This is a genomic window from Nocardia elegans NBRC 108235 (assembly GCF_001612845.1).
In the GTDB taxonomy this organism is placed as follows: Bacteria; Actinomycetota; Actinomycetes; order Mycobacteriales; family Mycobacteriaceae; genus Nocardia; species Nocardia nova.
In genome coordinates, this window is record NZ_BDBF01000059.1 from 22,624 (window position 1) to 42,169 (window position 19,546).

Sequence of the window (19,546 nt, forward strand, 5' to 3'; positions counted from 1 at the left end):
GTCAACCAGCTCCGCCCTGGCCCGCCCGCGATGGTCCCGCAGTAGAGGCCATTTCAGTGTTCTTATACTGCCCACCGACAGCCGGAAGATGTTGCGCCACAATGCCCTTGGACATCCGTTCTCCGACGGAACACCACTGAGCGGGAACAAAATGGGACACGATGCACCGCACGTGCAACCTGCTGGGGCTACCAGTTTCCGGTCGCCAGGTGTTGTTCGACACTGGCGGCTATCTGGTCGGCGAGCTGGTTGAGAGTGTCTAACGGGTGGCGCCGCTGGACGCCAGGAACGACTGGGTGGAATTGATTTCGAGCAGGACCCAGTAGGCGTCATGCGACCAGCTGAATCGTGAGCCACCGGTTTCGGTGGCGATGATTTTCGCGCCGCCCATCGGGTCGCCGTATGGCAGCCGGACCGCGTTCGGGAAGGGGTTGCTGTAGCCGGGATCTGGGATATGGGTGGCGAGATCGGCGGCGAGGCGGGCACCGATGGCATTGGGGTGTGCGTGGATTTCGAGCATGACCTCACTCAGGACGTTTTCGCACCCGTAAATGGTCTCGTCCTCATCGGTATCGGTGAGAGGTTTGTCCAGGGCGGGCGACATGTGAGCCGGCTCGAGCGCGGCGGGATCGAGCATCGCGCCGAGGTCGGGCGTCGAGGTCGACTGAACCGGCAGGTCCGGAGATCTCAGATTTTGATCTATATCGGCTGCGGCAGTGCGGAGCGCCCAGCGCACTGGTGCGCGTCACCGGGGCGTTGAGCTCTGTGGTGGCACTTCCCCACTACAGTGAACGGGAAAACCAGGAACAATCAGCTGCTGGCCGCGGGCCGGGCTCTACCCCAGGAGTCCGCATGCCCGCTAACGCGCTCTCCAAGTCCCCGCCCTCTCGGTGGTCGCTCAAAGACCTGTCGGTTTACGGTGGTTCGGGAAGTTTCCGCCCAGAGTCCGGTTCAGCGCGGACAAGTTCACCCCCAAGTCGAACACGTCCAGGTTCCCGAGCGGCTGATGGATGCACCCTCACGATTTATGGTGTGTCCGCGATTATCCGACTGTTACCCGGCGCCACCGCCTCACTGCGCCACACCCCGGACGGCAGGCTGCGCCCGCAGGCCGTGGAGTTGGATGCGCTTGGGGCCAAGTTCTTCGCGCTATCGGTCAGCCGCCGAAACGGGGCGCTGCGGTGAACGCCGAACTCATGGCGATCGCGGGATCCGTCGGGTCCACGAGCGTTTCCCGTCTTGGGCTGTTGCGGTTCGGGCCGGAGCCTTTCGGGAATGCTCTGTTCCGCCTGGCCGAGGCGATTTCATGGGTGATGCTCACCCGTGCGATCGGCCGAGCACTACGCTCGGAAGATCCGCAGACGGCAGAGAACGCCTGTCGCCTGGCACAGTCCCTCGTCGACAGCACCTCCAGCACAGCATCACCAGCCCATCGCTCCCTGTGCCCCCGAAGGCGGGAGCGGGAAAGGCGTTTCCGCTGAATCTGGGGGCGAGCTTCGTGGAGGAACAATAAATCGGACACACCACTGTGGGAGTGGCGGCTGTACCGATCCCGCCCGAGCAGCACGTTACGAAAGGGGGTGTCACGCCACTGGCAAGCCTTCCTGCCAGGCATTTCACTGAGGGTCGCACCCGTCAGAAATTTGTGATACCTTCTGTTCGAAGGGGATACGTGTATCCTTTTTAGCCTCAGCCGATTCGGCTGGGGCTTTTTTGTTTCTCCCACCTCGAAGCCCTCCGCGCCACGCGGAGGGCCTTCTTCGTATCTGGAGGTTTCCTTGCCCAAGGCTCTAGTCGTCGGAGGCACCATCGTCGCCGGGGCGCTTGCAACCACTAACGTCTACCCAATTGTGGCTTTCATCGGATGTATGACCGTCGTGACGATCATTGCGCTCTTCCGGGCCCGGAGAGACGATGTACCGAAGATCTTCGAATCATGGTCCAGAGCATTCGGTTTCGCTCGTACACCAGCCAGCTATCCCCCGAGCGACGGCACCATCGATCCGCCGCCTCCTGGGGCTCGTCCGAAAACCCCGGAGGATGCATCGTGAGCACTCAGCGAAGGCACCGGGACACCGTGCAAGACCAGGCCATTGAGTCCACCACTGCCAGACAGAACCTGACACGGTTCGAGGATTTCATCAGCGCCACACTCGAGTCCGACCGGGCCAAACACGAAAGCCATTGGCTGGCCCGTGGATGCTTGACAGAGCCGACACCTGCTGGTGTTGTTCGCCTTGTCCTGCAAAGCAAGTCGCTCAAGTCCATCGCAGATACAGCTGATCAGCCGCTGGCAGAGATCATAAGCAAGTTCGAGGTGGCATTGATTCTGCTACGGGATGCTGTCTCGCGTCACCCACTACCACAGGATTTCAAGCAGCCTGGTGTGATTGGTCAACTGCGTCGATTGCTCGAACGCGAGTCCGAAGGCCAGGTCACGACGGTCTACTGCGAGCGACACGGCTACACAGAAGACACAGGCATGGCTCGATGCCCTGCATGTCCTTGCGTCCTTCCGCCGCCGAGGATCAGCTCGGAAGTCGAGTTTTTCGGATCCAGTTCAACCGGTCGGCCGCGCCAGTACTGCTCGAACGCCTGCCGTCAGCGCATGTACCGGCGTCGGCGTCGAGAACAAGGAGAGTCCAGTCGGCATGTATGACCGTCCTGTCCCACGACAGTGGCCATGGATCAGCCGACGCCGGCGGGCGCCGAGGTCGCCGGCGGGACTGGGCAGCAACAGCGTTCATGAGTCGAATCACGGCAATCTGCAGATCGGCCGGTCACGGGTTCGAATCCTGTCAGCTCCATCACATGGGGCTGTAGCTCAGCGGTAGAGCAGCCGACTACCCAGAGTGTGGGAAGCAGCTACGAGCTGCTTCCCACACTCATTTTCCGCAGTTCACATACATCGGCCCTTGAGCTGTGCCAGATGACTCGTTGTGTGCCAAATGGCACAGCCGAGTTACGATCGATGCGCGAGGTGCAGTAGCGCCTTTGAAGTGGACCCGGCAGCCATTCGGACGGTTGGTGAGCCGGGTTTCGCGTATCTAGGCGAGCTTGCGAACGCTGGTGATGATCGGGTTGACCCGGTCGCGCCAGTCCCCGCCCTTGGCCACCCACCATGCGATCGCGTCGGAAACCCACAGCATCGGTTCGTCGTTCGGCTGCGTGTGCTCGTAGGTCAGGGTTTCGGCGACTTCGAATTTGCGGACCGCCTGGTAGAGGACCTTGCGGTCGCTGGTCACGAGTGAGTCGTCTTGCTCGATCGTCAGTCGCTGCGCTCCCTGCTCGGCGAGGTCTTCGACGGCCGCGGTGAGGCAGGCTGCCCGCGCTTCGAGCGGGTTCCTGTTCCGGGTGGCGTCATACACTGCGGCCTGTACTTGCAGGTCGCACAATGTGGAGCAGATCGAGCGCCGCCGGGGATCGCTCTCCTTCTTGAAGTGGATCCGGTTCTGCCCCCTGGCCCGGCGTTCCCGCAACTGCTTGCGTGCTTCTTTGAGGTGACGAACCTCGACCACGGTCGACACGATCAGCAGGCCGTTCTGCTTGGTCTCATCAACGAACGCGTGCACGTCGAACCGGGGCCTTTCCTCCGTGCCGCCGGGATCGACGCACCAACTGCCCACGCCGAGGGGCGCTGCGTTCTGGGCGTGTGGGGTTGTAAACGGTGTATGTGAGAAGGCCGATCGCGAGAAGGGCCAAGCCCGCGGAAAGAACTTCGACGTTGCCGAACAAGTTTCACTCCATGAAACTCGGACGGACGGAGCGAATCAGCGCGATAGCGCAGCACGACACGGACCGTCCGGACACTTGAGAACTTCGGTCGATCGGGTGCATGTGGCGCCCGAGAGCCACCGGATCTGGCGGCGAAGTCGGCCACCCTCCAAAGGGTGTAGCCGCTCTGACGGTTCCCGTTATTCACGCAACGGGCGTTAACTAAGTTGCATGCGCACGACAGGGCACTGCCTGCACCGCAGCTCGTGGATGCCGGGAGGCACACGGACTGCGCAGTTCCCTGACCGGGCCTTTCCCTCCTTAACGGATTCGGTTCCGCAACAAAGTGACGCCGAGACAGATAGTACTGCGCCCTGAACGGGGACCAGAAATCTGCCATCCCGCCGACCCACCCGGGTTGATCGACACGTATCCACGCCCCATCCCGCCGAGGCTCGGCGCGATCGCGCTGGGCCGTCTCAAATCCTTGGTTTCGAGAGGGTCGATCCGGTGTGGCCGAGGTGCACTGAACCAGCAGGTCCGGAGATCTCAGATTCTGAGCTCGATATCGCCCGCATTGGCGGAATCGGAGGTCACTCCCCGAAAGCGGCTGTGTAACTGAGGTTTCGGCGAGAATTGGGCGGTGGCCAAGTGGGTGCGCGCCAGCGCGGTGCGGATGGGACGCAGATTCATCGCGGTGTCGCGGCGGTCCGGCCGGATGAGGTTGTCAGTGGCGGTGGCTCTCGCGGTCGCCGTCGGCGCTGCGCTCGCGGTGGTCGCGGAGGCGGTCCTAATCGCGGTGTTCCATCCAGCCCGGGCTGGGGTAGCCCGATTGACGTCGCCAAGCTGGCCTTCACCGTGGTCGGTGGCGTGGGCGGCGTGGGCGCGCTGGTGATCGCCTACCGCCGCCAGCGCGACCTCGAGCAGAACCCCACACCAGTGCTCACGTTCGAAACCGCCCGGCGCTCATGCACCGCCTACATTCCCTGCCTCGCCGCCGGCACTGGCTATGAATTGGAGCAGAACCTGAACATCGCTGCGTCGCAAATTGGCCGCGAACCGGTAGGCCACACTGGCTTCCAGCCATGCGCACAGCACCGCGATGTGCTCGGGGCTGCCGGGCGCGATCTCTTCGCGGTCCCACGGGCGCAGGCCCTTGAGTCCCTCGGGATTCCCTAGGTCCGCGGGCTCGACGCCGTGCAAGCGCACCTCCGCGGCGAGCGCTGCCGCATCCGCGCGGTTCAGCGACGGCGCCCGCGACGCCGCCAGCCTCTCGATCAGCTTGGCCTGCAACACCTCCCAGGGTGTCGGTGTGATCGGCTTGGATGACACGCATTGCTGCGCCCGGATACGGGCTGTCGTGCTCCCACGCACCCGGTCCGCGACTTCGACTCGCAAGGGCGGCGCGATCCGCGGGGACGGCGCAGTCCGCGGAGGCTGGTTCGCAAGCCGGCGATCCCGCTCGGCGCTATCGCGGCGTATCTGCTCGGCGCTGCGGGCGCAGTAGTCGTCGATATCGACCATGGAGTAAGTCGGCCAGCCGTGGTATTCACTGACCGGCATGAAGACACCCCGGCGGGCCAGAGCTCGGAAGTCGTTCGCCGTGAATGGGATCCCCAGGGTATGCATGATCCGCTCGGCCGCTCGGTTCGCTCCAGCCGGAGGTTCAGTTCCCACGCGGTCGCGGATCTCGTCGATGCGTCGCGTAACCGAGTTCAGGACACGCTCGGACCAGCACCCGTTGCCGCCGTGGTCGGGGATCAGCTCCAACCGGACCGCGACTTCGAATTGCCACAGCGCAAGGCCGAGCTTGTCTGCCGCGCCCGCGAGGTCGTACTGCGGTGGCGGCTCCCATCCCCCGGTCAAAGCCGCGAAAAGCGCGTCGCGGTCCCCAGATCCACGCTGCGCCATCAGCTCTCGCACGCTCGGCACATCATTCCCGAAATCACCACCGGCCGCAGCCTCGACATCGGGCACCGCCCCAGTTGGTTCGTCTTCATTCCCTGACACGGCAGGACTTGTCGCGCTTCGTCCCTGCGTCCGAGCCTTTCTCCGACGGCGACGGCTCACCTTTCTAGAGACAGATTTCTTCGGCATGACCATGATTAGTACTACGCCTCGGATAATTCCGAAAGCACTACACGAGAGCATGGCCGATTACCGCTAGATAACGGAAGGGTTGTCCTCTTTTTCCGCGGCGCGAGATCTTCCCCCAATATGGCCTGCCGCCCTACATCCACACCGCCTACCAGGCAAATCATGCCATCATGCTGTCATGCCAACATGATGGCATGATTTCTCGACCGGCGACACTCGCGCTATTTGCTGTAAATGCTGAATTACTGACTTGCTGACCAAAACTGCCAGCAATCGCCCCTTATGCCCTTATCCCCTTAAAGCCTTATGTCCGCACTGGAACTTGCCATAGTCACGAACCGGATACATCGCATTGCGAAGACTCTCACTACTCTATTACTTCAATAATACTGACCTCCCCGATTCTTCGCGCCGCGATCGACGTGCCGCAGAGTCAGGAGCTGTCGATGGACCACTCCAGCGCCAGCGGGGCTCTAGGATGCGACGGCTTCTGCGACAAGGAGCGAGCGCGATGATGAATGCGGTTATGACGCAGGCAATTTGATCGACTCGCGAGTGGGAGCGCTCTGAGCATTACGATCGACGAAGGACCCGAGTGTCGAACCGCGACCATTTACGAACCGGTGTCCGAAAACTGCAGCAGTACTGAGTGTTTCGATGGCGACGACCACCTTGCTCTCACAGAGATACTGGAGGACCTACCGCCCGGCATACCGACAGCGAACGCGGAGAACAGATCTCGACGATCGCCATCCACGCAGCGTGTCCGGCACAGTTTCCGGGCCGCCATCAAGGCGCTGCAGTCACAACTCGCGTTGCGCTCTCCCGAGTCTCGCCGATCCGACCGGCACTCCAGCAGTGGACGCACGCCCAGCCGGGGCCGGTTGGAAGCTTGCCGGGGTCGGCGCCTCTCGCAGACCGGACATGCACGACGTCCGTCCGCAGGCAGAGGGCGTACGCACGCACTTCGATACGCCAACAACCGTCCCCCGAACGCATACACCACCGCCTGGCGTTTCCGCGGCCGGTCACCGCGCAGGCGTGCCCACCGAGCCCGCAGAACCTCGCAGTGAACTTCCCGTGCCGCAACCGGCATATCAGCGACCGGCTCAGCCCGCCGAGACAGACACCACCAGCGGCGGCCGCGAGAAACAATCCACCGGCATTGCACAATTCGGCGGCATTGACCGACACCGTCCGGCCGCGTTCTGGCGCGACGATCACCGCGCGGACGCATGCGGCGACCAATTCGGGCTGATCGGCTGGCACGTCCTGGCCGGTCAAGTCGGCAACGACCAGCACAGTCCCTACCTTCCCGGCAAGGATGTGTTGCCCGTCCCGCCACTGCCGATCCAATTGCGCCTCCGTCAGCGACGCATACTCGCCAGCCGCTCCGGCGACAGGCGGGTCCAGCACCCGACAGCACAACCGCCGGACTGCCGGCCAGACCGCAGTGCACAGTTCGGTGTCGATCCCGCGATGTCCATCAGCGACGAGCCAGGCTGGTCGTCGCCGCCGTCAACACAGACCACGACGTTGCCTCAAGACGGTGCAGGGTGGTTCCGTCGACAAGGACGAGCCCGGCCGCGTGCTCGGGATGCCGGGCGACGCAGACCATGACGATCAACGCGCCGATCGAGTGCCCGACCACCACGCACGGCGAATCGGTGGCGAGCGCATCTAGCGCAACCCGCACTTCGTCGGCCAACACGCCGAATCCAATCGGCCGCCCGCGCAGGCGTGCGGCAGTGCGGTGACGGGTCCCCGTGGTTCGGTCCAGCTGATCTGGCCCCCGCTTGTCGGTCCGGGCTTACGAGAGTTGAGGGCTTGGTTGGATGTCGAGCCACAGCGTCTCATACTCGCTGGGGCTGAGGTGGCCGAGGTAGGAGTGCCGGCGTTCGGTGTTGTAGAAGTTGTCGATCCAGTCGGCCATCGCGATCGTCAATTCAAGGGTTGTCGGCCATTTCCTGGTATTGAGGAGTTCAGTTTGCATCCGCCCCCAAAACGATTCCATCGCTGCATTGTCGAAGCAATCCCCGACAGTCCCGAACGATGGCAGGAGTCGGTGTCGTCGCAGGTTCTCACCGAACGACCAGGACGTGAATTGCGTTCCGTGATCGGCATGCAGTATCAAGCCCGTGCTGGCGGTGCGTTCTAACATCGCCATGTTGACCGCGTTGTTGACTAGGACGGTGTCGGCGCTGGTGGAGAATGCTCGTCCGACGATCTTCTTGCTGAAGCAGTCCAAAATGGCGCAGCAATAGACTTTTCCGTCTCTCGCGGGATGTTCGGTGATGTCGGTGCACCACAGCTGGTTCGGGCGAGCAGCGCTGAAGGCCCGGTTCACCAGGTCCGCGGGAGTGCTCACCCCGAGCATCGGGTGACCACGACGTTTGCGTCTGGGCAGGCCGAACAGTCCACGCTCAGCCATGATCGAGGCGACCAGCTTGTGGTTGACGATCATCTCGCACTCGGCCAGCAACGCGGCCTTGATCCGGCGTTTGCCGTATGTGCCGCGAGACTGGGCATGAATCCGGGATATCTCGTCGGCGACCACGATTCTGCGAATTGTTCTGGTGGACAACGGCTGCCGCCGTTGTCGCAGAAATGTGGATCTGTGTACACCGGCAACACGGCAGGCTGCCCGCCCTGAATGTCCCAGCGCGATCAGCCCTTCGACGACCGCGATCCGCCTTTTGGGGACACCACCGCCTGCGCATCGAACAATTCGCAGGCGTCGCGGGTGAGTTTCAATTCGGCTTCCAACGCAGCGATCCGTTTGTTCGCCGCGGCCAGTTCATCGGCTTCCACGCTCGGGATACCCTCTCGGACACCCGCATCGATGAGGACCTGCGCCTTCCAGCGAAACAAGGTGGCAGGCGAGATCCCTGTCTCGGCTGCTATCTCGGCGACGGGCTCGCCCGCCCGCAGTCGAGCGCACACCTGTCGACGCATGGTCGGCGGAAAGGATTTCGGCATCGTGACCTCCTGCGGGTCAGTCTGCCTCAACTCTCGAAACCACGGCCTCCTCAGCGGGGGCCAGATCAAGCGGGTGTGAGAGCCGGTTATCGGTGGATGCAGGCTGCAGCGTATCCGGCTGGGGTTTGGTAGCCCAGTGCGGAATGTCTTCTGCGGTGGTTGTATTCGTCTTTCCAGTCGGTGATCACGACCCTTGCGTGGGTCAGTGACCAGAAGCTGTTGATGTTGAGGCATTCGTCGCGTAGGCGACCGTTGAACGATTCGATGTAGCCGTTGCGCCAGGGTTGGCCCGGCGGGATGAACGCTAGACCGACCCGTTCCCCGGCCCAGTCGGCCATGACCGCGGCGGCGAGTTCAGGGCCGTTGTCGCAGCGCAGCACCGCAGGATATCCACGCCCGACGGCGATGTGGTCGAGCTCGTCGATGAGCCGGTCGGCGGTGATCGAGCGCTCGACCAGACCGCCGAGACATTCGCGTGTGTGCTCGTCGACGATCGACACGATCTTGACCGGGCGGCCGTCGTCGGTGGCGTCGAACTGGAAATCGACTGCCCATATCCGATTCGGTGCGTCCGCGGTCGTTGTGGTGGCGGTGGAGGCGCCCAGGCGCTTGCGCCGGCGTCTTTGCGGGACCCGTAGCCCCTCGGCGCGCCAGAGTCGCTGGATCTTCTTGTGGTTGACCGTCCAGCCCTCGGCGCGTGCGTCGTGGTAGGCGCGGCGGAAGCCCTGCCGCGGATGGCTTCGCGCCCACGTTCGCAGCCAAGCACGCAGTGCCGCATCGGGATCGGAGGGATCTTGCGCGGTCGGAGGGCGGCGTTGGGTACTTCGGTGTTGCCCGGTGACCCGGCAGGCGAACCGCTCGCTGACCGCGAGCACGCGCATCAGATGCGCCACGGCCGCCCGCCGGCGTTCCGGGTCTAGAAGTTTCCAGTCATGATCATCACGACGGGCCGCCACCGGCCCAGCGGACCTGACCCGGAAGTTTCCTGACCGATTCCGGTCGTGTCTTTCGAAGGACCCGTCGATCCGCTGGCGCCGATGGTGGCCCGCCGACCGCGCAGAACCCGAGGTCCTGCCGCGGAGGGAGTGACCTGATAGGAGCATGCCGCGCCGAGATCGCGTCCCCTGACTGGCCTGTCCGACCTTCGCTGCCGGCATCGGCAACCAGCGCCGAACCGCCTCAGGAAGGACTCATACAGTTGACGAACCCGGCCTCCCGCACGATCTTCGTCGGAGTCGACACACACGCCGACACCCATCACGTCGCTATCGTCAATGAACACGGCAAGAAGCTCACCGATCGCGAATTCCCGACGACCTCAGCTGGTTACGAGGCCACCGAGCAATGGATCAACGACAGCGGCCGAGTCGCGCGAGTCGGGATCGAAGGCACCGGCTCTTACGGAGTGGAACTGGCGCGACAGCTCCGCCGACGCGGTTATGACGTCGCCGAAGTTCCCCGGCCGAACCGGCGCCTGCGCCGCGCGCAGGGCAAATCCGACGCGATCGATGCCTACGCCGCCGCGCGCCGACTGCTCGACGGATCGGAAATCACCGCACCAAAGAACCGTGACGGCGCCATCGAAGCCGTCCGAGCGCTACGCGTTGCCCGCAACAACGCGGTCAAGGCCATCTCGACAGCCCTCAACACGCTACGCGCTCTGATCGGCACCAGCCCCGAAGAACTGCGCGGCCAGCTGCGCAAAATGCCACGTGCACGGCTGATCGCCACCTGCGCCGCATTCGAGCCCGATCTTTGCCAGTTGACCGATCCGATCGAGGCCACCAAACTCGCGCTGCGCTCACTCGCCCAACGCATCAGCAACTCGCAAGCCCACGCCGACCAGCTCAAACAACAGCTGGGCAAGATCCTCGAACAGGTCGCGCCGAACACCATGGATGTGTTCGCCCTCGGCCCGGATACCGTTGCAGCCCTCGTTATTTCGATCGGCGACAACCCCGACCGCCTCATCTCCGAAGCCGCGTTCGCCCGCCTCTGCGGTGTCGCACCGATCCCCGCCTCATCCGGGAAGACCACCCGCCACCGGCTGCACCGCGGCGGTGACCGCCAAGCCAACCAGGCCCTCCACACTGCGGTTATCGTCCGCATGCGCTACCACGAGGACACCAAGGCATACCCCGCCCGGCGCAAGCACGACGGCAAGACAACCCCGGAAATCCTGCGCTGCCTCAAAAGTTACCTCGCGCGAGAAGTGTTCCGCGCCTTACGCACCGACTACCGAGCCATGACAGCTTGACATCAATAGGAGCGTCGGGCTCATTCGGTGTCCAGCGGAGCCCGGTGTCGGATCGTTGCCGTCGTCGGCGGCGAGGCAGTGAGCGACCAGGTCGGTCACGACGCGGTCGGCCGCCGTGGCCGGGTCCTAGTCGGGCGGTGAGGTCGGGACAGGTGCTTATCTCGTTGTGTGTTGCAGGTGGTGGAGGAGTTGTTGTGTTTCTCGGCTGGGGGTGGCGTCGATTTCGGTGAGTTTTCTGCTGAGGAGCATGTAGGTGCGGGTGAGGGCGTCGTATTCGCCGAGTTTGGCGTGCAGGCGCAGGATGTCTTGCCAGAGGGCTTCGTTGTAGGGGTCGGTTTCTGCGGCTGTTTCGAGCATGTCCAAGGTGGTACGGGGGTCGTTGGTCACGGTGTGCGACGCCAGCCATCCCACCGCGTTGAGTGCGTCGCGGCGTGTGGCTTCGCGCATCGGCTCGATCCAGGGCTGGCTCAGATCCGGGGCCAGTGGCGCGGTGGCGATGTCGATGATCCGCTGGCATGCCGCCGCCCGGTCCTCGTTGTTGGTGGCGCGGCGGCGCGCGGTGACGGCGTCGGTGAAGTCCCAGTAGTCCACCCGCACGTGGGCGGGGTCGAGGCGGTAGCGGGCGCGGCCCTGGGTGGCCTGCACGGTGGCGTGGCCGTCGGTGCCGGTGGCCGCGCCGAGAGCGATGCGCAGGCGGCTGATCGCGTTGGTGAGCGCGTTGTTCGGTTTGGCGGGCAGATGCCCGGCCCACAGCGCCTCGAGCAGTTCGTCGCGGGTCACCCCGCCGGGGTGGAGCGCCAGTACCGCGAGCAGCTCGAGGCTTTGTGGCTGTAGTCGGCCGGTGATTTCGGTGCGCGGCGCGTCCGCCGCGTGCAGCCACAGCTGTGTCGGCCCGAACAGCTGCACCACCAGCAGGCGCCCGTCCGCGGCGGCAGGCGGCCCGGGCATGGGATCCGGTGGCACAGTGGGCGGTCGAGGTGCGGGCTCCGCGGCAGCCTCGGTGTCGCCGGCGCTAGTATCCTGGTCTGTGCTTTGCTCGTGGCGCGGGTTGGTAGTTGTTGGGTTGTCACGTACTAGTGGTGTCGGGTCGGGCTCGGGTAGCGGCGGAGTGCGGGCGCGGGCAGGTTCCGGGAGTGCACCGGTTGGCAGCTCGAGCCGGTAGACCGTCGGCCGCGCGGGTGAACGGCGTTCTGGGAGACGGGCTCTCTGCCCCGGCCCCCGCGCGGGTGGACGTCGGTGCGAGGGATGCGGATCCGTGAACACAGGTGTCGCTGGGCGGAGTTGGGTGTCGACGGTCGCGGCGATCGCGCTGGCGGCGCGCACCAACCTGTTACGACGGTGTGTGATCAGCGGTTTGCGTAGCAGAGCCTCGGCGCTGTGCCGATCGCGGGGAATCCGTGCCAGCACTGGGACATTCAGACGGGTTGTGGTGTCGCTGTTGGGCTGTGCGCCGATCAGCAGTACTCCGGGGTGGCGGCTGCCGCCGGCGAGCTCGCGGATCCGTTGGCCGGCCAGGGCCGGGTCGGTGAGGTCGCCGCGTACGAGGATCAGGCAGGCATCGGCGGCTGTCAGGATCGGTGCCTCCGCGGAGCTGGGTCCGGGTGCGCCGCAGTCGGCGAACACCGTGGCCCCCAGATCACGCCAGGCGGCCAGATCGTCGAGGCGCCGATTGTGGTCGCGGCCGGTCAGCAGCATCGTCACCCACCGCGCTCTCTGCGCGTCGGGCCCGGGCGGTGCGGCCAGGAAGCCGAGACCGCCGGGAAGGACCTGCAGGTGGTCGGCGACGTGTACCGATCGTGCTCCGGAATGGACGTCCCGCGCCATGCTTGCCAGACCTTGATATGGGTCGGCGGCAACCAGATTCGCGAGTTGCCCGCCAGCGGGATCGGCCTCGACCACCACGGCCGGTTCGGGACCGGGCCAGCCGTGCGCGAGCGCGACCGTGGTCGTCGTGACTCCGGTCCCCCGCTGGAGACCGGTCACCGCGATCAGCAGCGGACGGCCGAGTCCGCGGGTGGTGTGGGACGAGGTCGAGGTCATCGGGACGGGACCGGGATCATGTTCACCTCACCTCACGCCCTCCCTCGTTCGTTCTCCGCTGCGTGGGCTGGGCGTTCGAGGTGGAGGCGCAGGGTGTGGTCGACGATGGTGGTGATGGTGTCGGTGGCGCGTTCGAGATGGGTGCGGGGCAGGTGATGCCCGGCGCCGGCCACGATGTCGTAGTCGGCCCGTAGTGCGTCGGCCAGCCCGACCGCGTGTTGCAGGGGCACGACAGTGTCTTTCTCGCCGGCCAGGACGACTGCCGGGATGCGGGACAGGACCTCGGCCGCCTTCGCGTGAAGGCCGAAACCTGGGTGTGTGCTCAGGATGTCGATAATGACCCTCGGGTCGGCGCCGGCATTCGGAGCGAACGGGTGGCCGGTGCGCCCGAGGCGGTACGCCAGCATGGCCTCGCCCACGGCGGTGACAGCACCGAAAGTCCGGTGTCGTCGTAGCCAGATAAGGCGTTTCGGCCAGGTGTGCAGATAGCGTGGCGACGCGAGGGATTCGCCGGTGGCGTTGAAGAACGCCACCCCAGCCAACCTGTCGGCGGGCTGGCGGTGAATGGTGGCGTAGGCATACACAAGCTGCGCTGCGGTCGAGTGCGCCACCAGCACCACCGGCCCCGACGCGTGTGCCAGCACAGTGTCCAGGTCGTCGACCAGGCGCCGCAAGGTGGTGATCTGTCGCGGTGCCGGCTTTCCTGAGTCACCGTGTCCGCGCTGGTCGTAGACGATCTGGGTCACCGCGCCGGACAACTGATGGTGCACACGCCCGGCCAGCGGGGACCAGAACCCGCGCTCGCGGCCCAGTGCGTGCACGTACACCAGCGTGGCCGCCGACGCGGACCGGCCCAGGCGTGTGGCCGCCAGGCGCACACCGTCGTCGGTGCCGATGGTCAAGACGTGAAGATCCGAGTGGGTCATCGGTGCGGGGTTCCTTCCCTGTCAAGGCATGGCCGTGCTCAGCGCCGGTTGCGGGTGGCTCGTGCCAGATGCGATGTTGGGCAGTGGGTTTCGCTCGACAGTGGCCATACGCACGGCCCTCAGCCCTGTTCTTGGACATGGCTGATCAGCAGGCCAGCGCCGGGGGCCGGTGCGGGGATGGTGTTGATCACTTGCAGGTAGTCCACGCGTTTGTGATCGGGATGCAGTTCGACGATGTGCACATTGGCGGTGTTCGAGGTGACAGGGGTCATTGCGACGCAGTAGGTGGTGCCTATGGGGATGGTGGCGATCCCAGCAGCAAGGGACTCCAGGGTGATACCGGTCTCGGGGGCAAGGACCTGCACGGCGGCCTCGGCCGAACGCAGCCGGTAGTAGGCGTCCTCGAACGTGGCGATCACTCCGGGCACGGTGGCCCGATCACCGCCGCGATCGGTGATCACCGCGCCCGACAACCCCGCACACGCGCCCGCCGCGACCGACACCGACGCGGGAACCGCACCATTCGGGCGCCCGGGTGGCGGGCGGTGCCCGGCGTGTACTGCCGCCACCGCGCCGACGAGAACCGCAATCGCTGCGGCAAGCGCTGCCCAGCCTCGTGCCGGCAGCCGGCGCGCGAGTCCACGAAGGCGCGCGCGGGGCAGCCTCGGCACGGGCCCAGGCGAGGGCTCGGGTACGAGCCAGGCGACGTCGGGAACCGGTTCGAGTACTCGGTCGGTCTCCGAATCGGTGCCGAGGTTGGTGGCCGGTGAGATGTCCAGCTGGTCCCACTCTTCATCGTCGCTGGATGTATTGCCGGGCAATCTTTTTCACCTCCGCCCGGTTAGGGCTTCGGGGGCCCGCCCGCGCCCGCGTGGGGGCGGTGGGGCGCGGGCAGGTGTCCCCCGAAGGGGTCATTAGTTCCCCGTGGGAGCGGGGGCGCCGATTACCGGGCCGGGGGCCGTGACACGGGTGAGGTTGTGGGCGAGCACGGTTAGCACGTCGCCGATGGCTTCGAGAGCGGTGCCGCCGTGTCCGGAGTCGTACTCACGCCATGTCACCTCGACTTGGCGCTGGTGGTAGGCGATCAGGGTGCGCAGCCCCGCGCGAACGGGGATCACGCGGTCGGTGTGCCCGTGGTAGAGGTGCAGGGGCGCACTCGGCGCGTTGTGCGCCAGGCACTCCGAAGCCAGCACGAACCGCCACATCAGATCGTTCCACGGGTCCTCCCGCACACAGAAGTGCGACAGCGGCTGCGGATACCGCTCGAAAAGCTCTACGCCGTCGAGGGTTTCAGCCTCAGCCGCCGCGCGCTGGCCCTCCTCGTTCAGAACGTGCCGCAACCGCAGGTGCGAATAGGCCCGCGACAGCCCGATCAACGCCGCCAACCCAAGCGGGGCGCAGGGACCGCGACTGATTGCCGGGGCGATCGCGGCCAGGTCGGAGGCGACCGCGCCGCCGCAGATCCCCCGCAAATCGACCTCGGGCGCGTAGCGCTCGTGCAGCTCACCGGCTGCGGCGACCGCGCGGCCGCCGTCGGCGTACCCCCACGCCACCACCGGCATCGACGCCACGACACGATCATCGGCGTCCAGCTCCGGGACGCATTGAGCGGCGCGAGCCATATCGAGCACGATCTGCCCGCCGGCGCGGGAAAGGAACGTGTGTGGGCCCATACCGGTGACGCCCAGGCCGGCGCCGTCGGGCACCGCCACCACCCACCCCTGTTCGAGCGCTGCGGAAATTTCGGTGCTGTCGGACTCGTCACCCACGGCCAGCATCTGCGACGCTGCGCGCCCGCCCAGACCGTGGAAGGGCGGGCAGTACACCAGCAGAGCACCTCGGCCGGGACGCGAATCCGGGGCGGTGTCACTGTCGGCGTGATCGGGGTCGGGCAGGATCACGGTGCCCGAGGCGGTGATGAGCTCGTCGCGGGAGTTGGTCGACGCGTACAGGATCTGCCACGCCGCCGCCGCGTGAGGCAACTGCGGCACGAATGTGGGGCGCATGCGCACCAGATCGCCCGGCAGGCAGCTCGGCGTGAGGATGGGTGGGGTGTAGAAGTCAATCATGATGCCTCCATAGATTTTTCGGGTTCGTGGTGGCGCCTGTCCTGCCCGGCGGAGGGGCACCGGGCAGGACAGGGCATCACGGGCTGGCCTGTGCGGGCGCAAGCCGTCTGTCCTGGGTGAGGGTTACGTGGGTGCCGGGTGGGTTAGGTCATCGGCGAGGCGGGCTAGGACGTGGGTGGTGGCGGCGCGGGCGGTGCGGAAGTGGTCGGCCTGGTATTCGTGCCAGTCGACGTGCGCGCCGTGCGCGCGGTAGTCGTGAAACAAGCTGCGGCCCATAGTGATCGGGACGATCGCGTCCGCGTCCCCGTGATAGATGTGCAGCGGGGCGGCCGGGGCGGGAGTGGTGCTGAGGAGTTCGTGGGCGAGCACGACACGCCAGATCGGGTCGTTCCACGGGTCGGGGCGCTCGCACCAAACCCCGAGCGGATGCCGATACCGCTCACACAACTCGACACGGTTCGACGCTTCCGCATCTGCCAACAACCGGCGCGTTTCTTCAGTGAACACATGGTGCAGCGGAAGGTGGCGGTGAGCGCGTGACAGCCCGATCAGTGCCGCGAACCCGAGCCCCGCCCACGTCCCCTGGTTGAGCGACTGCAGAATCTTTCCCGGATCGGTGACCACTGCCCCCGCAGCGATCCCGCGCAGATCCAGATCCGGTGCATAGCTGGGCTGCAGAATGCCCGCCGAGACCGCGGCGCGGCCTCCATCGCCGTAGCCCCACAACACGATCGGCGCCTCGGCGGCCTCCAGGGCAGGGATCCGGCGTGCGGCGCGGCCCAGGTCGAGCATCACCTGCCCAGCCGCGCGGCCGGCCAGGAAAGTGTGCGGGCCGCATCCGATCACGCCCAGCCCTTCCCCGTCGACCACCGCGACAGTAAAACCACGGGCCAGGGCCGCCCGGATCTGGGCGCTGTCGGGTTCGGCGCCGGCGACCAACAACTGCGAGGGCGCGCACGTGCCGCCGAGACCGTGAAAGCTCGGCTGATACACCAGCACCGAGCCGCCGAGGTCACCAGCGCTCGCGGGCGCCATCACCGTCCCCGACACAGCAATCAACTGCCCTTCGGAGTCACGCGAGGAATACAGCAGCTGCCAGGACTGCCCTGTGCCAGTCAGATTCGGTGCCGGACGCAGGCGAAGCACATGTCCGGGCCGGTGGTGCTGGTCCAGTTCGGGCGGGGTGTAGAACGCCGTATCGGGGTCGGCGACAGACGTGTCGGTGGGGGTCATGACTGTCCTTGACTGAGGTCGTGCGCTACAGCCACCAGCCAGGCGATCCCGGAGGCAAGCTGACCGTTGGGGTAGCCGTCGTGTAGCGGCACCGTGGCGGCCAGGCGCGCCCACACCGCAGGATTCGCCAGATCCGCGTTATCGGCCACCAGTTGCCCCCACGCACCGGCCAGCTGTCCCGTGAGTTTCACCGCCTCGGCCGGGTGGGCGGCGACTGTGGCGGTGATTTCGTTCCATCGCTCGCTGGCGGCGGTGACTCGCTCGGGTGGCGAGGCTGCGACACGTGGATCGGCTGCGTCGATGATTCTCTGCGACAACGGTTTTCGGGAACTGTAGTCGACGGTGTCGGGGCTGATGAGGATGTCGTCGAGCACCACGGTGGTCCACGCCGACCCCAGTGCCTGCGACAGCACCTGTTGCATTCTTCGACCTGCCCCAAATCCGGGTAATCCGGGCCTCGATAGGACATCAATGTCCGGCCGGCCACTTCACGGATGGACTGAACGCGCACGGCATGATCGACCACTCGCCACGACACTTCGATCCCATCGACAGTGGTGTGCCGACATCCTTGGCCGGACCACACCTCGCCGGACTGTGTATCAGCGGTGGGATCCTCGGAAGTCGAGTTGGGTTCCATGACGGGTCGCCGGTTGCTGTTAACGGAAGGCCACGAGGGCATGCCGGACAAACATGGCGGCGTCCACACCGGACGCCGTGCGCCTGGCGAGGCCATCGAACGTCTCCACGCACTCGCCGATGCTGGTGTCGCGGTGGCCCAGCCAAGCGACGCACTCCGAGCGAGAGGGCGCTGTACCGACTGGCATCACTTCCTCCAATAGCGTTGTGAATGAACAGTTTCAAAAGACGGTGCGTAAATGTGAGAGAGGCGCGAGACCTGGGCAGGGGGAACAGTGCCGTGGCTCGAAACACGGCGAGCGCCCGGAACCCGCAACGATGACTATTGCTACGGCGAGAACCCCAGATCGGTCCGGCCGTTCCAGGTGATCGAGTGGTCGACGTTCCACGAATCGATCACCGCAGCGATCGCCCTCAGTGCAGAAATCAAAGCCTCGGCGGAGTCGGCACCCCTCACCGTCTGGTCGAGCGGCACCTCTTCGATCCCCTCGATCCGAAAGGACACGGCCCATGTGCACGGGCCCTTCTTGTACGGCAGGCCGATCGAGACCAATATCGACGCCCCGGACCTTCGCAGCTCACGCTGCGCGACGACCAAATGATCCCAAGCTGACATCGACAGTTCCTACTCCCTGTCCATCACGACTGGACGACGATGCTGATCAACATCCGGCTGCCAACCGGCGCGACCGCGATGAATTCCCCCGTGACAGAGTTGATTTAGTGGCCGACCGGCTCGGTGAAATCGGCCTGCCATCATCGAGTCCCTTCCGCACGCAGTAGCTACCTCCTGGGAAGCTCACGAACCCCCGATCCGATGGATGCACCTTGAACCGCTCGCCTCCGCCGACTCACTCGCGTTAAGCAAGCTCTGCTAGTCGTGGCTGGTTATCCGTCGCACGCGACCGGGCGATCGACAGGGGCGCGCCATCACTACAAGCTGCCGACATGTTCAGGTGAAAGACGTCCCATGACCTGCGCGGCCCCGGTTGTTTGGACGTCTCGGAAGACATGCTCTACCCACGCCATGATGGGTGGGGTGTCGACCTCTTCGGACAGCCACGCTCGGGTGCCGGTGCCTTCGCACATACGGGCGTCGCGCCGCAGTTCGAACTCGCGAACGCTTCCGCGCACGAATCCACGCCCCAGCATGGGGCTGGCCCCGACCGCGTCGTGGAGCTTGCTCGAATCGTAGAAACAGGCGAAGAACTGGTCGTAATGCTCGCGCAGCAACCGCGCCCACTCATCCGGCCGCGACGCCAGGAGTCGATAGATCGGCGAACACGCCGAGACCGCGATCTCCTCGATAAACGTGTGCTCCGACAACACCAGCGTGACAGGCTCGGCCTCGGCCAGAACCGTCTGCACCGCAACAGGATTCATCCGCCAGCTATGTCCAGCCGTGCCGGGACGCCTGTAGTCGAGCGCGCCGCCCATCGCCGTGATGTGCATCCAACGCTTAAGCCCCAGGGACGTGCCCTGGCGCGTGTCGGCGATCAGCAACCGAGCGATATCGGTAAGCGGCCCCAAACTCAGGCAGCGCAGCGGACTTGAACCGGCCCCGCACAGTTCGCCCATGACATCGTAGAGGT

General features: G+C 65.5%; 17 protein-coding genes and 1 pseudogene. 3 read left to right on the forward strand and 15 right to left on the reverse strand.

All coding sequences use genetic code 11. From position 1 onward, the window contains the following. Positions 1-259 precede the first annotated feature (259 nt). Positions 260-637, reverse strand: a complete 378-nt coding sequence (locus NE2_RS30715; protein ID WP_063031758.1) for a hypothetical protein — start codon at positions 635-637, stop codon at positions 260-262. A gap of 395 nt (positions 638-1,032) precedes the next feature. Here NE2_RS30715 and NE2_RS36060 point away from each other — a divergent pair, with 395 nt between their 5' ends. Both NE2_RS36060 and NE2_RS36065 read left to right on the forward strand, forming a co-directional pair. Further along, the gene (locus NE2_RS36060) at positions 1,033-1,185 is read left to right on the forward strand and encodes a hypothetical protein (RefSeq protein WP_157110981.1); all 153 of its coding nucleotides are present in this window, start codon (positions 1,033-1,035) and stop codon (positions 1,183-1,185) included. A gap of 862 nt (positions 1,186-2,047) precedes the next feature. Further along, positions 2,048-2,659, forward strand: coding sequence for a hypothetical protein (locus tag NE2_RS36065; protein WP_146165379.1), 612 nt, complete (start codon positions 2,048-2,050; stop codon positions 2,657-2,659). Between the two features lie 388 nt (positions 2,660-3,047). Here NE2_RS36065 and NE2_RS30720 read toward each other — a convergent pair whose 3' ends face one another. From NE2_RS30720 to NE2_RS30750, 6 genes and pseudogenes are all read right to left on the reverse strand, one after another. After that, a complete protein-coding gene (locus tag NE2_RS30720; RefSeq protein WP_233429930.1) occupies positions 3,048-3,626 on the reverse strand; it encodes a hypothetical protein in 579 nt (192 codons plus the stop codon). A 1,054-nt stretch (positions 3,627-4,680) separates the two neighbouring features. After that, positions 4,681-5,691 (reverse strand): hypothetical protein, encoded by a 1,011-nt coding sequence (locus NE2_RS30725; protein WP_146165380.1) that lies wholly within the window; start codon positions 5,689-5,691, stop codon positions 4,681-4,683. A gap of 1,606 nt (positions 5,692-7,297) precedes the next feature. Next, entirely contained in the window at positions 7,298-7,522 is a 225-nt protein-coding gene (locus NE2_RS30735) for an alpha/beta fold hydrolase (RefSeq protein WP_063031767.1), read from the reverse strand. A 99-nt stretch (positions 7,523-7,621) separates the two neighbouring features. Further along, on the reverse strand, positions 7,622-8,566 hold the full coding sequence (locus NE2_RS30740) for an IS3 family transposase (protein ID WP_106958721.1): 945 nt from the start codon (positions 8,564-8,566) through the stop codon (positions 7,622-7,624). Then, entirely contained in the window at positions 8,479-8,790 is a 312-nt protein-coding gene (locus tag NE2_RS30745; protein WP_063031771.1) for a transposase, read from the reverse strand. The genes NE2_RS30740 and NE2_RS30745 overlap by 88 nt, the downstream gene beginning before the upstream one ends. 86 nt (positions 8,791-8,876) lie before the next feature. Then, positions 8,877-9,719, reverse strand: a pseudogene (locus tag NE2_RS30750) (IS3 family transposase); the annotation flags it as partial. A 269-nt stretch (positions 9,720-9,988) separates the two neighbouring features. Here NE2_RS30750 and NE2_RS30755 point away from each other — a divergent pair. Continuing rightward, the gene (locus NE2_RS30755; protein WP_063031773.1) at positions 9,989-11,047 is read left to right on the forward strand and encodes an IS110 family RNA-guided transposase; all 1,059 of its coding nucleotides are present in this window, start codon (positions 9,989-9,991) and stop codon (positions 11,045-11,047) included. A gap of 156 nt (positions 11,048-11,203) precedes the next feature. On the opposite strand, the gene NE2_RS30760 is transcribed toward NE2_RS30755, so the two are convergent. The 8 genes from NE2_RS30760 to NE2_RS30795 form a co-directional block, all read right to left on the reverse strand. After that, entirely contained in the window at positions 11,204-13,087 is a 1,884-nt protein-coding gene (locus NE2_RS30760; RefSeq protein ID WP_063031775.1) for a BTAD domain-containing putative transcriptional regulator, read from the reverse strand. A 32-nt stretch (positions 13,088-13,119) separates the two neighbouring features. Next, on the reverse strand, positions 13,120-14,013 hold the full coding sequence (locus NE2_RS30765; RefSeq protein ID WP_084494446.1) for an alpha/beta fold hydrolase: 894 nt from the start codon (positions 14,011-14,013) through the stop codon (positions 13,120-13,122). Positions 14,014-14,132: 119 nt separating this feature from the next. After that, positions 14,133-14,834, reverse strand: a complete 702-nt coding sequence (locus NE2_RS30770; RefSeq protein WP_063031779.1) for a DUF8176 domain-containing protein — start codon at positions 14,832-14,834, stop codon at positions 14,133-14,135. A 93-nt stretch (positions 14,835-14,927) separates the two neighbouring features. Next, on the reverse strand, positions 14,928-16,082 hold the full coding sequence (locus NE2_RS30775; RefSeq protein ID WP_063031781.1) for a lipase family protein: 1,155 nt from the start codon (positions 16,080-16,082) through the stop codon (positions 14,928-14,930). A gap of 123 nt (positions 16,083-16,205) precedes the next feature. Next, complete coding sequence (locus NE2_RS30780; RefSeq protein ID WP_063031782.1) at positions 16,206-17,315, reverse strand: lipase family protein; 1,110 nt, start codon at positions 17,313-17,315, stop codon at positions 16,206-16,208. Beyond that, positions 17,312-17,728: a hypothetical protein gene (locus tag NE2_RS30785; protein ID WP_146165381.1), complete on the reverse strand. Its 417-nt coding sequence runs from the start codon at positions 17,726-17,728 to the stop codon at positions 17,312-17,314. The genes NE2_RS30780 and NE2_RS30785 overlap by 4 nt, the downstream gene beginning before the upstream one ends. A gap of 554 nt (positions 17,729-18,282) precedes the next feature. After that, the gene (locus NE2_RS30790; protein WP_146165382.1) at positions 18,283-18,570 is read right to left on the reverse strand and encodes a DUF6968 family protein; all 288 of its coding nucleotides are present in this window, start codon (positions 18,568-18,570) and stop codon (positions 18,283-18,285) included. Positions 18,571-18,887: 317 nt separating this feature from the next. Then, positions 18,888-19,546: nucleoside hydrolase (locus NE2_RS30795; protein WP_507756839.1), on the reverse strand; the 659-nt coding region annotated here is incomplete at its 5' end.